10 protein-coding genes and 1 pseudogene are annotated in these 15,151 nt (G+C 73.3%); 9 read left to right on the forward strand and 2 right to left on the reverse strand.

The window, feature by feature from the left end:
* Positions 1 to 225: 225 nt before the first annotated feature.
* From ABZW11_RS07435 to ABZW11_RS07475, 9 genes and pseudogenes are all read left to right on the forward strand, one after another.
* Complete coding sequence (locus tag ABZW11_RS07435; protein WP_355413684.1) at positions 226 to 1,977, forward strand: hypothetical protein; 1,752 nt, start codon at positions 226 to 228, stop codon at positions 1,975 to 1,977.
* The gene (locus tag ABZW11_RS07440; RefSeq protein ID WP_355413686.1) at positions 1,970 to 3,916 is read left to right on the forward strand and encodes a TOMM precursor leader peptide-binding protein; all 1,947 of its coding nucleotides are present in this window, start codon (positions 1,970 to 1,972) and stop codon (positions 3,914 to 3,916) included. The genes ABZW11_RS07435 and ABZW11_RS07440 overlap by 8 nt, the downstream gene beginning before the upstream one ends.
* A 23-nt stretch (positions 3,917 to 3,939) precedes the next feature.
* The gene (locus tag ABZW11_RS07445) at positions 3,940 to 5,481 is read left to right on the forward strand and encodes a SagB family peptide dehydrogenase (protein WP_355413688.1); all 1,542 of its coding nucleotides are present in this window, start codon (positions 3,940 to 3,942) and stop codon (positions 5,479 to 5,481) included.
* A 40-nt stretch (positions 5,482 to 5,521) separates the two neighbouring features.
* Complete coding sequence (locus ABZW11_RS07450) at positions 5,522 to 5,701, forward strand: hypothetical protein (RefSeq protein WP_355413690.1); 180 nt, start codon at positions 5,522 to 5,524, stop codon at positions 5,699 to 5,701.
* Positions 5,702 to 5,819: 118 nt separating this feature from the next.
* Positions 5,820 to 8,402 (forward strand): lantibiotic dehydratase, encoded by a 2,583-nt coding sequence (locus ABZW11_RS07455; protein ID WP_355413692.1) that lies wholly within the window; start codon positions 5,820 to 5,822, stop codon positions 8,400 to 8,402.
* Positions 8,399 to 9,229 carry a lantibiotic dehydratase C-terminal domain-containing protein gene (locus ABZW11_RS07460; protein ID WP_355413694.1) on the forward strand — a complete coding sequence of 277 codons (831 nt, stop codon included), beginning with the start codon at positions 8,399 to 8,401 and terminating at the stop codon, positions 9,227 to 9,229. Before ABZW11_RS07455 ends, ABZW11_RS07460 begins: the two co-directional genes overlap by 4 nt.
* A 45-nt stretch (positions 9,230 to 9,274) precedes the next feature.
* A complete protein-coding gene (locus ABZW11_RS07465; RefSeq protein WP_355413696.1) occupies positions 9,275 to 9,412 on the forward strand; it encodes a hypothetical protein in 138 nt (45 codons plus the stop codon).
* Positions 9,400 to 10,533, forward strand: coding sequence for a thiopeptide maturation pyridine synthase (locus ABZW11_RS07470; protein WP_355413698.1), 1,134 nt, complete (start codon positions 9,400 to 9,402; stop codon positions 10,531 to 10,533). Before ABZW11_RS07465 ends, ABZW11_RS07470 begins: the two co-directional genes overlap by 13 nt.
* Before the next feature lie 134 nt (positions 10,534 to 10,667).
* Positions 10,668 to 10,820 (forward strand): annotated as a pseudogene (locus ABZW11_RS07475) (hypothetical protein); the annotation flags it as partial.
* Here the strand turns inward: ABZW11_RS07475 and ABZW11_RS07480 are convergent.
* Together ABZW11_RS07480 and ABZW11_RS07485 are read right to left on the reverse strand one after the other, a co-directional pair.
* Positions 10,777 to 12,888: a prolyl oligopeptidase family serine peptidase gene (locus ABZW11_RS07480; protein WP_355413699.1), complete on the reverse strand. Its 2,112-nt coding sequence runs from the start codon at positions 12,886 to 12,888 to the stop codon at positions 10,777 to 10,779. The pseudogene ABZW11_RS07475 and the gene ABZW11_RS07480 sit on opposite strands and share 44 nt — an antisense overlap.
* Positions 12,889 to 13,212: 324 nt before the next feature.
* A complete protein-coding gene (locus ABZW11_RS07485) occupies positions 13,213 to 15,066 on the reverse strand; it encodes a Xaa-Pro dipeptidyl-peptidase (protein WP_355413701.1) in 1,854 nt (617 codons plus the stop codon).
* Positions 15,067 to 15,151 lie beyond the last annotated feature (85 nt).

Raw genomic sequence — 15,151 nt, forward strand, 5'->3', positions numbered from 1 at the left:
CTCATGGGAGCGCTCCCAAAAGCCGATTCGGTGATGAGACCGCAGCTTAGAGACGACGTACGCTTCGTCGAATGCCCCGACGGTGCCTACGTTCACAGCGACTACGGTGCGTGCACGTTGCGCGGGCGGCAGGCGTACGCGTGGCTCACCCGGCTGGCCCCCGCGCTGACCGGTCACCACACCCTGGGCGAGCTCACCGCGAACCTGTCCGGTGACCGGAAGGCCATGGTCGAGCGGTTGGTGGGGCAGCTCGCCGAGCGGCGCTTCGTGGTGGACGCCCGGCAGCCGCGCGCCCACGGGCTGAGCGAGATGGAGCTGCGGGCGTACGCGGAGGAGATCGCCTTCATCGGCTACGCGCTCGACTCGCCGGAGGAGCGCTTCGAGCGGATCCGGCGCGCGCGGCTGGCGCTGGTGGGTGCGGGGCCGCTGCTGGAGGTGCTGGCGGAGGCGTGCGTGGGGTCGGGATGGCGGCACGTCACGGTGATCGCCCCTGACCCTGACGGTGATCGGGGCGGGCTTGAGCGGGTGCGGCGGGTTGCGGATGCCGCTCGCCGTGATCCTCTTCAGGAGATCCGTACGCTGCCCTTCTCCGGCGACTTGCGGATGATCGCTGGGAACGCCGACATCGTGCTCCAGGTGAGCGCGGACCTCGATGAGCTGGTGGCGGCGGCCCGAGCCTGTGAAGCGGCCGGGATCGTGCTGGGGCAGGCCCTGGTCCGCCCGGCGGAGGTCTGGGTCGGCCCGGTGGGGCGGCCGTCGGAGACGGCGGCCGAGTCGGGCTGGTACCGGCTCGCCGGCCTGCCCGCCGCGTCCCCGGCCTTGCCCGACGAGGACCTGCTGACCGGGCCGGTGCCCACGGTGGTCGCCGCTGTCGTGGCGCTGGCCTGCTTCAGCCGCGTGACCGGGCTCGACACGGGCTCTGAACGTGAGCTGATCCGGGTGGATTTGCGCACCCTCGACACGCTTCCGCATCGCTTCCTGGCTCATCCCCGCGCCACCCGTACTCAAGAGGGCGGCCCTGATGGGGTCGAAGAGCTGGCGGAGGCGCTCGCCGCGGCTCCTGCTGCGGAGAAGACGGTGGGCGCTGTCGAGGTGGACGGGTTGCTCGCCCTTACCGCCGAGCTGGTCGACTCCCGGCTGGGTGTGCTCGGCCTGCTGGATGAGCAGGCGCTGGTGCAGTCGCCGGTGGCGGTGTGCCGGGCGGTGGTCTCCGATCCGTTCGGTGTGCTGCCCGGCTGGGCGCCGGCGCGGGAGGCGTTCGGCTGGGGCGCCGATCAGCGGACCGCTCGGCTGCGTTGCCTGCTCGCCGCGCTGGCCACGTACGGCGTGCTGGCTCTGCGCCCTGACGGGGAGGGGTCGGTCCGGGGGGTGGCCTTGCCCGATGGTCTGCCCTGGAGTGTGCGCTGGAGTGTGCGCTTCACCGGCCTCCGGGTCCCTGAGGACGCGTCGTGGCCGCCGGTGGGGACCGGTGCCGGGTTGAGCTGGATGGAGGCGGTGGCCGCTGGTCTGCGGGCCCACTGTGAGGATCTCCTCTCGAACGGGTCGCCGGCCGTCCGAACAGGAATCTCGATCGAGCCGCCGCGGGATGCTGAGGATGCTGAGGTTGAGGCGTTGCTGCGGCAGCTTGCCCTCGCGGGTGAGAGCCCGGACGTTCATGATCACACCGCTGTGCTCGGTGTGCCCGCCGTCGCGCTCGCGGTTCCCGGTCAGGAGGTGCTGGTGTCCGTTGGTCCGACTCTCACCGATGCGGTCCGGGACGGGCTGGAACGGCTGCTGTTGCGGTGGCAGTCCCCAGCGCTTGGGGGGCGGCTTCATCCTCTGTGGCCGCCGGGTGGTGATCCGGTGGCGGCCGTCCGGGTGATGGCCGGGGCGTTGCGGCGAGCCGGGAAGGTGCCTGTTGCGGTGCCGCTTCGCGGTGATCCTGAGGTGTCGCGGCGGTTGCCGTTCGTGGCTCGAGTCGTTCTGCTCGATGGCTGAGGCCGTCATGGGGTCGGTCGCGGGTCCCGGCATGGTGACCGTCCTGGGGGAGGGGCGGCTGCATGCGGCGATCAGGCGGGCGCTCGCGGTCGAGCCGGCCGGGGCCGCGATCGTCGTGGCGAGTGATGCCGATGACGTGCGGCCGTATCCGGCGGTGGCGAGGCTGGCGGTGGAGCGTGGGGTGCCGTGGTTGCCGGTGCGGGTCGAGGCCGGGTGGGTGCTGGTGGGTCCGGCGGTGCGTCCGGGCCGGTCCGGTTGTCCGACGTGTGTGGCGCGTAGGCGGGCTGGTAATCGTCGTGATGCGCCGGCTCGTGATGTCCTGCGTGCGAAGTGGGGCGCCGATCTTGAGTCCCGGGCGACGACGCTGCTCACGCCGCTGGTGTCGGGGATGGTCGCCGCGCTGGTCGCCGGGGAGGTGCGCCGGTTGCGGCGGGATCCTGGCTCCGCGCGTACGGTCGGCGCGCTGCTGAAGGTGCGGCTGACGAGCGGTGCGGTGCGGCGGCATGCGTTCTTGCCGGACCCGTTGTGCCCTGAGTGCGGGGCGCGGGCGGACGACGGGCCGGAGGCCGGACGGTACGTGCCGCGCCCGGCGCCCAAGCCGGACCCAGGGACGTTCAGGGTCCGCGAGATCGACGGCGCGGAGCTGGAGCGGTTGTTCGTGGATGCGGAGACGGGCATCGTGCAGGCGGTGGTGGCGCAGGAGCGCGGTGGTGGTCCGATGGCGGTGGCGCGGCTGAGCCCGTCGCGTACCGAGCACGAGAGCCATCACGGTTACGGCCGCAGCGATGATTTCGCCTCGGCGCGGGCGACCGCGATCGCGGAGGCGTTGGAGCGGATCGCGGGCATTCATCCGCGCTGTCGCCGGACCACCGTCCGTGCCGCGTACAGTGAGATCGCCGATCGGGCTCTGGATCCGCGTGCGCTGGGTTTGTATCCGGACGACTGGTATGACCAGCCGGGCTTCTTGTTCACTCGTTTCGACCCGGAGCGTCCGACGGGCTGGGTGTGGGGGTACTCGTTCGGCCGGGACGCGCCGGTGCTGGTGCCGGAGAGCTACGCGTTCTTCGGGCCTCGCCCGAAGAACGACCTCGGTTTCGCCTACGAGTGCTCGAACGGCTGCGCCTTGGGCGGTCATCCGGCGGAGGCGGTGCTGTACGGGCTGCTGGAGGTGGCCGAGCGTGACGCGGCGCTGGCCACCTGGTACGCGCGGATGCCCCTCCCGCGGGTGGACCTCGGTTCGGCGGCGGACCGGCGCATCCCGATGCTCGCCCAGCGGGTGCGTGACCGGCTCGGCTACGAGGTGCACGCGTTCGCGGCGCTGATGGAGCAGCGGGTGCCGGTGTTCTGGGTGATGGCGGTGGACGCGCTGGGCGGGTGGGGCCGTCCGTACGCGCTGTGCGGCTCCGCCTCGCACCTCGATCCGGAACGGGCGCTGCGCCGGGCGCTTGAGGATGTGAGCCCCATGCTGGCGGGCCATCTCGAACGCTACGATCCGGAGGCGTCGGCGCGGCTGATGGCCGACTCCGACGAGGTGCGGTTGCTGGAGCACCACCCCCTCGCCTGCGCTCACCCGGGGGCGGCCGGGAGGCTGGGTTTCCTGCCGCTGGGCGGGCCCGCGTTGTCCCTGTCCGACATCGGGGCTCGCGCCGCCTGGCCTCGGCACGACGACCTCTGCGCGGACGTGGCGGAGCTGGCGGGCCGTTATCTGGCGACCGGGCTGGACGTGATCGCGGTCGACATCACCTCGCCCGAGGCGCGGGCGGCCGGCATGTACGCGGCGAAGGTCATCGTGCCGGGGACGCTGTCCATGACGTTCGGTCACCGTTATCGGCGTGTTCATGGCCTGCCGCGCGTGCTCTCCCTGCCCAGGCTCCTCGGTCATCGGGACCGGGACCTGCGCCCTGAGGAGCTGAATCCCTACCCGCACCCGTTCCCGTGACCGGTCATCGAGAGGAGGCCCGCGTGCATACGACGACGGCGCCTGGCGCGGCCACGAGCCGTTACCTGGCGGCCATGCGGAACCGGCGCCCGCTGGACATCGACTGGGCCGCCGCTCCGACCCGCCACAAGCGTTACCCGAGGGCTGAGCGCGTGCCGCTTCCTTGGAACGCCGCGCATCCGCTGGGTGAGCTGCTGCGGCACCTGCTCGGTCTGACCCGGATCGTCTGGTCCCACCATCTCGGTGACGGCGGCCGGCCGTTGGGGCGGCCCCCGATGCTGCTCGCGGGCCGGCCTGCTCCGTCGGGCGGGGGTCTGTACCCGGTAGAGGCGTATGTGGCGGCGGGCGAGCCGCATGTGCCCGCCGCGCTGTACCACTACGACCCGGTGCACCACGTTGTGGAGCGTGTCCGGGGCGGCGACCATGTTCCGGCGTTGGCCGGGCTGCTCGGCGGTGGTGATCGGGCGGATGTGGTGGTCGTGCTGTCGGCGGTGTTCTGGCGGTCGATGTTCAAGTACGGAGATTTCGGTTACCGGCTGGTCTGCCAGGAGACCGGGGTGCTGATCGCGCAGGCGCTGGCCGTGGCCGAGCGGCTGGGGCTTGAGGGCGGGGCGCATCTGCGGTTCGCGGACGGCGAGGTGGATCGGCTGCTCGGCCTCGACGGCGCCCGCGAAGCGGCCCTGGCCGCCCTCACCCTGTCCCACCCGCCCGCGAAGCACCCGCAGTCTGAGCCGCCGTCGCTCGATGAGCTGGTGGCGCGGCCGACGGCGGAGGAGAGCAGGCCCCTTCCCCGGCCCATGCCCGCCGGCGGGCTCGCCGCGGCCCTGCACCGGGCGTGCACGCTCGCAGCCCCTCGCTCGTCGGACCGGCCCGCATCGCCCCGCCCGCCCGCGCGTGCGGCCCGCCCGGCCCCTGAGCCCGCGCCCATGCCGCCGGAGGCCGGTATGGAACGCCGTGCCTCACCGCTGGCCGGCTGCCGCCCGGTCCCGCTCGCGGGCGATGCGCTCGGCGCGGTGCTGCGGGCGGCCTGCGCCGGTTACCCGTCCGACCTGCCCGGCACCGCGAAGGGCCCGGCCACCACCGCCCTGTGCCTGCTGTCGCTGCGGGTGGACGGCCTGCCGCGCGCCGCCTACTGGTACGACCCGGCCGGCCACACCCTGCACGAGCCGCCCGCGACCATCCCGGTCGACGCGGTGACCACCGGCCCTTTGCTGCCGAACACGCAGGTGGCGCTGCGCGGGGCGGCCGCCGTCCTGATCCCGGTGGGCGACCCGGTGGCGGGCGCGCCGGCGTTCGGTGACCGCTGGTACCGGATGCAGCAGATGGAGGCGGGCCTGATCGTCCAGCGGGCGGCGCTGGCCGCCACCGCGCTGGGCCTGGCCGCCCGCATCCACTCCGACGGCGCGAACGAGACCACCGACGAGGTGCTCGGTCTCGCGGCGAGCCCGTTGAGGAGCCTGTCCTTCCTGGTGATGGGCACCCCACCGACCGGCGGGCCCTTGGTGACCCGCCCGATCCACGGCCTCGTCAGCCAGGAGGTGATGCCGCCCGACCGACAAGCGTGACCCCTTTTTCGACGGATACACAGCAGAAGGAGAAGTGCACATGTCCGCTGAGAACCTGAAGCTCGACCTGCGTGGCCTGGAGGTCGACTCGATCGACGTCGTGTCGGCCGACTCCATCGTGGCCGAGGGCCACGGCAGCATCGAGACCGGGGCGTCGTCGTCCCCGGGCTACTGCTCGTCGTACCTGACGGCGATGAGCTGCTGGGCTCCGGAGCTGTAGCGCCGGTGCCGGTCCTCCGGTGCCCGCCGCGGCCACCGGGATGACGAGCAGGGCCGAGGGCGCCCGTGCCGTGAGCGCCCTCGGCCCCTGACGAACCCCTTCGAGGAGCGCGTTTCCTTTGACCCAGATAGCGCACGCCGCCGTCCCCGTCGCGGGGGACGGTGACTCTTCAAGGCTCGCTGACCCCGATTATGCCCTGTCGCCCGTTGTCGCGGTCCGTGTCGCGGGGCTGCCGGTGGCGGGGCTGGAGCGGATGCGGTGCACCCGTACGTGGCGGCTGGTGGACGAGCTGGCGGACGTGTCGTCCCGGTTGCGGCGGGAGGGCGCGGAGCTGTCGGAGCCGTTGCACGAGGTGATCGGTGGTGTGGCGGCGGGGCCGCTGCGGGCCGGGCTGGTGGCGTTGCGGCGCGCGGTGTTCGCGGGCCGGCGCCTGGGCGGGCGGGCCGTGTCCGCCGAGGTGCTGGGCGCGCTGCCGGCGGGCCTGGCGGCCAGGATCGGGGCGTGGACGGCGTTGCGGCGGCGCGCCGACGAGCTGCGGGCGGCGCTTCCCGGTGTGCTCGCCGAGGAGGCGCGGGAGAAGACGGGGGTGCTGCGGGAGGCGGCGTCCGATGCCGGGTTCCGGCACGGGCTGGCGCAGGGCAGCACGGTGCTGGCCGATCGGCTTGAGGCGTGGCTGGCCGGTCGGCCGCCGGAGCGGCAGGAGGTGTTGCGGCTGGCGCGTTATCTGGCCAGGGCGAGTGTCAAGACGAGTCCGTACGCGACGTTCACGGCCGGCGGGCTGGGCCGGTGGGAGACGGACGGGCCGGCGGTGGCCACGGGCGGTGAGCCGTCCTGGCTGGTCATGGCCGAGCTCGACCGGGCGGTCCTGCGCCCGCTGTGGGCGGTGCTGACGCGGCACCGGCGGGTACGTGAGCGGGCTCGGCTGCGGGTGAACCCGTCCGCCGCCGACGACGGGGAGCGCGTCTGGTTCCTCAGCCCCGGGCCTGGGGAGCCGCTGTCGTCGGTGCCCGCGACGGCGCAGGTGAGGCAGGCTCTGGACTGGGTGCGGCGGCGGGACGACGCCACGCTGGCCGCCGCCCCCGGGATCGAGCCGCTGGCCGAGGCGGGGCTTGTGGAGTATGTGCCGCCGTATGACGAGCAGGGGCCTGATCCGATGGGGGAGCTGGCGTCGTGGCTGGCGGCCGATGGTCCGGCCCCGTACGCGCTGGCCGTCTCCCGCGTCGCGGATGCGCTGCGGGCCGAGCCGGCGGGGAGCGCCGGCGTCGTACGGGAGGCGTTGCGGGAGGTGCTGCCGCCTGGGCCGTCCCTGCCGGAGAAGAACCTGCTGTGGCACAGCGCGGTCATCCCCGGTGTCGCGGGGCGGCTGAACGCCTCCGCCTGGCGCGGCGTGTGCGACGACCTCGACGCGCTGCGCGGGCTGCTGGGTCTGTTCGACCCTGACCTGCCCGTCAAGGTCGCCGCCGCCGCGTACTTCGTGGATCGGTACGGTCCCAGCAGCCGCCTGCACGCGATGGCTCTGTACCGCGACGTCCACAGCGGCGCGCCGGGCGCGGGCGGGGAGTTGCTGCGGGCGATGCTGCGCGACCCGGTCGCGGGCACCCGCGCCCTGCCTGATGTCGACCCGCCTGCCGGCCTGCAGCGCCTGACCGAGTTGCGGCGCGGCTTGTGGGACCGCCTCGGCGCGGGCCCTGCCACGGACGGCGGGGCATCGGTGGTGGATCTCACGGCGGCCCGCCTGGCCGCGCTGGCGGAGAGCTGGCCGGGCTTCGTGCGGCCGCCCGGCTCCATCTGCTGCTACGTGCAGGCGGTGCCGGACGCGGGCGGTGTGCGGGCCGTCGTCAACTCCGTCTCCGCCGGGTACGGGCGTGGCCTGTCGCGGCTGCACCGGCTGGTCACGCTGGCCGGCGGCGAGGCGCCGCCCGTCGAGGAGCTGCGGGCGGCGCAGGGCGACGTGCTGGTGGCCGAGTGCCGGGGCCTGGCCGGCGGCGGTCTCAACGTGCGGCCCGCCACGGCGGACGTCGCGCTCGATCACCCGTTCACCGCGCCCGACGGGCATCTGCCGGTGGTGACGCCGGCGGAGCTCACCGTCGGCTACGACCGGGAGCATGACCGCCTGACCTTGCTGGACGGGTTCGGCCGGCCGGTCAGGCCGGTGCATCTGGGCATGACGGCTCAGTACTGGTTGCCGCCGTGGCTGCAGTTCCTGGTGCGGGTGTTCGGGGAGCCGTCCACGGCGATGGTGCCCGGATGGGTGTTCCGCACCCGGAGCGAGCCGCCGCAGGAGGGCGTGGTGGAGCGCTGGCCCCGTATGGACGTGGGGCGGGTGACGGTGGCGCGGGCGGCGTGGCGGATGCGGGCCGGAGCGTTCCCGGTGCCGGCCAAGGGGGAGAGCGAGGCGGCGTATCTGCCGAGGCTGGCCGAGTGGCTGGCCGGGCACGCGGTGCCGCGCCGTTTCTTCGCCCGGATCGTCGATGTGGGTCAGGGGTTGCTGGCGGGGCTGCTCAGCAAGGACCGCAAGCCCATGTACGTGGACGTCACCGACCTGCTGCTGCTGACCGGCTTCGTGCGCACGCTGCGCGACCCGGGCGCGCTGCTGGTTGTGGAGGAGGCCCTGCCCGACCCCTCCCAGGCTCCCCGTTACGGCGACGAGGCGCGGGTCACCGAGTACGTCGTCCAGCTGTCTTCGAGGCCGGCGTCATGACGGCGCATCCGAGCGCGGGCGAGGACCGGTGGGTCAGCGCGCACCTGTTCCACTTCGGCGACCTGGACCCGCTGATCATGGGCGTGGTGGGGCCGGTGACGCGGGAGCTGGTGGCCTGCGGGACGATCCGCCGCGCCTTCTTCCTGCGTTACTGGGAGGGCGGCCAGCATGTGCGGCTGCGGCTGCAGGTGCCGGACCCCGCCCGTCAGCAGGACGTCCGTGACCTGGTGCGCGAGCGTGCTGCGGCGCATTTCGCCGGCCATCCGTCCCCGGAGGTGGACGCGGCCTCCTACCGGGCGTTCGCCGCCGCGATGGCCAGGGGCGAGCGCCGTACCGGCTATGACGATCGGCTGCACGAGCCGGGCACGGTGGCGTTCATCGGGTACCTGCCCGAGTACGAGGCGTACGGTGACGCCGCGTGCGTGGCCGCCGCCGAGCGTCACTTCGCCGTCTCCAGCCGCCTCGCCCTGGAGGTGCTGGCCGCCGGCACGGACATGGGCCGCCGCACGGCGATCGGGCTGGCCGCGCTGACCATGGCGGTCGCCGCGTGCGAGCCGGACCTGCCCTCGGCCGCCCACCGCCTGGCCGCCGCCATGCGCGGCCCCGCCACGGTGGAGGCCGGGGTGGAGGCCGGGGTGGAGGCCGGGGTGGAGGAGGACTGGCGGCGGCGGAAGGAGGCGCTGCTCGCCCAGACCCGCAGGTTGTGGGAGGGCCCTGAGTCGGCCGGCGGGTTGTTGGCCGCGTGGGCGGCGTCGCTGCGGGCCCTGCGCGACGAGCTGGACGTGCTTCACGCCGAAGGCCGGTGCGTGCCGCGCGATTCGGGTTAGCCGCACGCGGCCCTCGCGCTGGCGGCGCCGCCCGAGCGGCGCACGGTGGCGCTGATCCTGATGCGGTGCGTTCATCTGTTCCACAACCGGCTGGGGCTGCGTGCCGGAGCCGAGCAGCACACGACGTTCCTGGCGGGCCGCGCCGTGGCCGGTCTCGCCGACCCCCGGAGGTGGTCCCCCTGACTCCCGTCTGGCACTGCGTGCACGTCTACTACCACGCGCCCGACAAGGACGCCCTGCTGCTGGACGCGGTGCGCCCGCTGCTGGAGGGGCTGCGCGGCGAGATCGAGCAGGCGTACGTGCTGCGTCACTGGCGGCAGGGCCCGCATGTGCGGATCAACGTCAAGGCGGCGCCCGAGGTGTGGGAGCGGGTGGTGCGGCCGCGCGTGGACGAGGTCGTCGGCGCGTACCTGCGCGAGCACCCCTCCACGGTCGTGCTCGATCCGGCCGGCAGCCTGCCCAGGCACCGGCTGATGGCGATGCGGGAGCAGGAGCGCGGCCCGCTGACGCCCTGGCCGCCGGACAACTCCATCCGCGACGCCGCCTACGACTCGCGCCGGCACGTCCTGGGCACGGACGAGGAGGCCGAGCTGCTGGCCGCGTTCTACACCGACGCGACCCCGCTGCTGTTCGGCATGCTGGAGCACGTACGGGACGGCCAGGACGGCAAGACGGGGCTGGCGCTGAGCCTCATGCTGACCATCGCGCACACCTCGCAGCGCATCGACCGCAGCTACCTGTCGTTCCGGATGCACGCCGAGGGGTACCTGACGTGGGCGGCCGACCCGGCAGCGGCCCGCGCGTCGTTCGAGCGGGTGTTCGCCGAGCGGCGGGCGGCGCTGACGGGGCGTGTCCGCGACGTCGTGGCCTGCCTGGACGACCCGGGCGCGGCGGCGGTGCCGTTCGTGCGGGAGTGGGCGGCGCTGCTGGAGCGCTACCGGCCGCGGATCGCGGCGATGATGGACGACGGCCGGCTGGTGCAGCCGGCGATCGAGCCGGGCGAGGCGTTCGCGGCCCGGCCGGGCGAGCCGCGCGCGCCGCATCGGGAGCCGAGCGAGCTGCAGCGGCTCGTGTTCGACAACCCGGCCTACCACGAGGCGATCTTCCGCAGCCCGGCCTTCCGCCGGTATCGGGTGCTGCTGAACTACACGTATCTGCATCTGACGCGGCTCGGGCTCACCCCGCTGGACCGGTTCAGGACCTGTCACCTGCTGGCGGACGCGGTGGAGGACGTCTACGGCGTGTCGGGGGTGGCGGCGCTGCGCCGCTTCACCGGCGTCACGGGGCCGGCGGCGCGTTCCTGAGGTAGGCGGTGAGTGCGGGTCTCAGCTCGGCGACCAGGCCGGCGGCGCGTGCCGGTCCGGCGGCGCGTGCCGGTCCGGCGGCGGAAGCCGGCGGCATCCTCGCGCTGTCGTTCACCGCTTACGCCGGCGCGTCGGTGCCGTTCGTGCAGACGCTCGGCGTCGGCATGGCGGTCGTGATGCTGGTGGACGCCACGCTGGTCAGGGCGGTGCTGGTGCCGAGCCTGATGCGGCCGGCCGGCCCGCTCAACCGGTGGCGCCGCCGCCTGTGGCGGGGGTGGCGGCGTGCAGCAGGAAGGCCAGCACGTCGGCGAGCAGCGCATGGTCCTGCTCGCGGGTGGCGCCGGCGCCGTGAAAGCCGTGCTCCTCCACCCGCAGCAGCACCGGCAGCCCCGAGGACGAGGCGGCCTGGAGGCGGGCGGCCAGTTTCGCCGGCTGCCACGGCGGCACCCGCGCATCGCGCCGCCCGGCGGTCAGCAGCACCGCCGGATAGGGCACGCCGTCCTCCACCCGCAGGCAGGCGTCGGCGGCGAGCAGGCCGCGCAGACCCTCCTCGGTGGCGACGCTGCCGAACTCCGGCACGTTGATCGGCCCGTTCTCGGTGAACTCGGTCCGTGTGGTGTTCACCGTCGGCACCTGCAGCACCATGGCGGCCCACAGCTCCGGGCGGCGTACCAGCGCGCCGCCCGCCGGGATGCCGCCGGCGCTGACCCCCTCCCCGGCCAGCAGGCCGGGTCGGGTGTAGCCGAGCGCGAGGAGCTGCTCGGCGCAGTCGACGAAGTCGGTGATCGTGGTCTCCTTGCGCGGGCCGCGCCCGGCCTCGTGCCACTGCCGGCCGTAGGCGCCGCCGCCGCGCAGGTGCGCCATGGCGAAGACGCCGCCGCGCTCGTACCAGGCGAGCATCTCGGGACGGAACCACGGCAGGTCGGCCACGCCGTGCGAGCCGTACCCGGTGAGCAGGGCCGGATTGTTCCCGTCCAGCCGCAGGTCCTTGCGGTGGACGACGGTGAGCGGGATCTGCGTGCCGTCCCTGGCGGGCACGCGCAGGACGCGGGCGCACACCTCGCCGAACCCGGCCGGAGTGCGGGGCGCCGGCCCCGTGGCCTCGAGGGTGTCGCCGTCGTAGCGGTACAGGCGCGGCGCGTCCGTCCATCCGGAGATCAGCAGCAGCGCCTCGGGCCGCTCCGGGTGGGCGGCCCACTCCCAGACGGCGCCCTCCACCGGCAGCGGCACGTCGGCGGGCTCCCCACCGGACAGGGGCACCTCGCGGATGCGGTGCACGCCGCCGTCGAGGTCGCGCACCAGCAGCCGGTCGCCGGCCACCAGCACCGCCTGCACCACGCGCTCACTCTCCGGCACCACCACCCGCGCCTGCGACAGGTCGGGGGCGGCGAGCGGGACGGCCAGCACCCGGCAGCGGGGCGCGTCCCGCTGCGAGACCAGGTAGAGGGTGTCGTGGCCGATGGCGAAGGCGGTCACGCCGTCGTCCACGCCCGCGACCTTCCGCCACGGGCAGGTCGCCGGGTCGGCCAGCCCGGCGCGTGGCGCCACGTACAGGGAACAGTCGCTGAGCTGCTCGCTGGTCTGGGGGCCGAGCGCGCTGTGGGAGACGAGCGCCAGCATCCACGCGCCGTGCGGCGGCACCACCAGGAAGGGCCGGTCGCGCGGGGCCAGCTCGATGCGGGGGTTGAGTCCGCGCGCCAGCACCACCTGGTCGCGGGCGGGGTCGTCGCCCAGCCGATGCAGGAAGGAGCGGCTGTCCAGGCGGCGCCGCTCCGGCGGGGCGTCCGATGCGGCGTCGAAGCGGTGGTGCACGAACGACCCGGTGTCCGGCCAGCTGACGAACGCGAAGCGGGCCGTGGGCGGGATCGCCTCCAGGACGGCGCCGGAGCCGGCGTCGACGACCTGGATCGTGCCCTCCTCCGAGCCGGACGCGGAGACGGCGCAGGCGACGTGGCGGCCGTCGGGCGAGGGCACGAACCAGTCGATGGCGTGGTGGGCCTCGCCGGGCAGGATGCCGGGGTCGAACACCGTCCTGGTGGCCCCATCGGGCTCGCGGACCATCAGGACCGGTACGCGGGCGGCCGGTTCGCGCGCCAGGTAGAACAGGCGCTCCGCGGCCGGGGTGAAGCTCGCGTACTGCGCGTGAGCGGCGCCGAGCTCGCGGATGCGGGCCAGCAGCTCCTCCCTGCCCGGCAGGCCGTCCAGGTGCTCGCGGGCGTGGCGGGCCTGGCCGTCGAGCCAGTGGTCGAACTCCTCGCCGCCGGCCTCCATCCACCGGTAGGGGTCGTCGAGCGTGACGCCGTGCAGGACGTCGCGGACCACGTCCACGCGGGCGATCGGGGGGATGTCGCTCATCGCATGATCCTAAAGGCATGATCCTCAAGCCCGGTCACGTCCGCGCCGAGCAGCGCCTTGAGGTCGCCGTACAGACGTAGAGGCCCGTCGGTCACAGCGGCGCCGCCGATGGTCCTGCCGCGGGCGCGCTCGTGGCCTTCCACGGTGCGGTGGCGAATGTAGCTCGTGACCGTTCGCTACCTGGGACGCTTCCCGGCCGACCCGCTGGAGGTGCCGAACGAAGTCCTGGACGTCGTCGCCGGCCGGTGGGGGATCGGCGAACGATGCGGGCGAGCCTGGGTTCGCGACAACGCCGGCCGCGAACCCGGGCGAGGATCGATCGGCCTATCGCCCGCTGGACGCGCCGGCGACCAGTGGCAGCGAAATTGACGTGCCGGCCAGGTCGACGGTGACCTTGGTCCCGGTGCCGGGTTCGGCGTCGGTCAGGTCGTCGTTGGTTCCGGTCAGGATCAGGCCCAGCCGGTGTCCGGCCTTGAACTCGTAGTCCTGCGGCAGCATCCTCCAAGTGATCTCGTAGGGTTTGCCCGGTGTCAGCGGTGCCGGACGGCTCAGCGACCTGTGGTTCTGCGCATCCAGGATCGCTCGGGTGACTACCTGGAAGCCGGAGGTCACCGTGTTGTCGGCGGCCCTGCGGTAGCAGCCGTCATCCTCGGCTGTGCCCTTGCCGATGCAGTCCTTGCCGTCCACGAGCTTGAGGCCTTGCCCACCGGCGGGGTCGACGCCGTGGATGCGGGTGTCGGTGCCGTAGTCGACGAGCAGGACGCCCAGGTTGGCGGTCGGCTTGTTCAGCTTGAGGCGCAGGCTCACCGACGGTGTTCCGGACAGGCGCGTCGGCTGTTTCAGCGGCGGGGTCAGGAAGGCCAGGCGGTCAGGGTTGGCGGTGCCGGGGTTGCCGGCCATCGCGGCTTCGGTCCGCAGGGTGTCGAGGTAGCTGCCGGTGCCGGTCGAGGGCCTGCGGCCCAGTGAGCCGTCCTGCTGCGGTCTGAGGGTTGTCGTCCGCGTCGGTGCCGGCCAGTCGGCCTGGGTGACCCAGCGGTCCGGGCCGAGCTGTACGTCGGCACGCGGCTGCCGCATGATGTTGTTGGAGACGCCCATCAGTTCGTGGTCGAACCACTGGTGCAAGGTGTCGACCCACACGTCGCGGCGGGCCCAGAACGGGTCGAGGTGCCCGTACTGGGTAACCCAGACTTTGCGCTCGACCCGGCGGGGCAGCTTGGACCACCACTGGGAGAACTGGTCGGCCATCACGTTCCGGTCGTGCATCCCCACAACCGGGAAGACGCTGGCGCGCACGTTGCGGACGTTCGAGATCGGTCCCGTGCGGTAGTCGCGTTCGTGCCAGTAGGCGTTGTAGTTGCCGGTGGCGTCGTCCGAGCCTTCGTTCATGCGCTGATGCACCGCCGCGCATTTCTCGTCCGGGTCCTCGTCGACCATTTTGGCCAGCCATTCCTGGCCGCCCTTGAAGTCGGTGAGGGTGCCGTTGGCGCGCCACATGTCGTACCAGCTGCTGGGCGCGGCGAGCGGCACGATGGTCTCCAGCCCGCGCACTCCGGTGCCGGCGAGGCCGATGGCGAGGGATCCTTCGTAGGAGTGGCCGATCATCCCGGTGCGCCCGGTGGTCCAGGTGGCTTTGACCGGGTTACCGTTGTCGTCGTAGGCGATCGCCCGGCCGTTCAGCCAGTCGATGACCGCCTTGCCGCCCAGCACGTCCGACGCGCCGCCGGTGGTCGGGCAGCCGTCGGACAACCTGGTGCCGGCCATGTCGACGGACACGAACGCGTACCCGCGCGGCACGAAGTAGTTGTCGTAGAACAGCGGGAACTTCGTCACGTTCCCGTCCGCGTCGTACGTCTTGTGATCCAGCTCGAAGCCGGCCCCCGGCTGGTCGTAGTACGGGCTTTCGTGCATGATGACCGGGACCTTGAGCCCGGAACCGGACTCCTTCGGGCGGATGATGTCCACCCGGACCAGGTCCTTCTTGCCATCGCCGTCACTGTCGGCAGGCGACTGCACGCGGACGTGCTCACGGATGGCGTCTTCGTAGGAGAAGACGGGCTGCGTGACCCCGCCGGAGATCTCGATCGCGGGCTTCGCCGCCGCCGTTGCGGCGGGAGCACTCGCGATCACGGTCGCGAGCGCGGTGGTGGCGAGGAGCGCTCGCCGTTGAACGTTTGACATGTGCATTCCTGTTGAGCTGTGCGGAACGAGTTGCCGCTTCGTGGGCCGAGGTGTTCTCAAGCCGAGTCGAGGGCTTCGGTGATCT

Origin of the sequence: Nonomuraea sp. NPDC004580 (assembly GCF_040609855.1) — a bacterium.
In the GTDB taxonomy this organism is placed as follows: domain Bacteria; phylum Actinomycetota; class Actinomycetes; order Streptosporangiales; family Streptosporangiaceae; genus Nonomuraea; species Nonomuraea salmonea.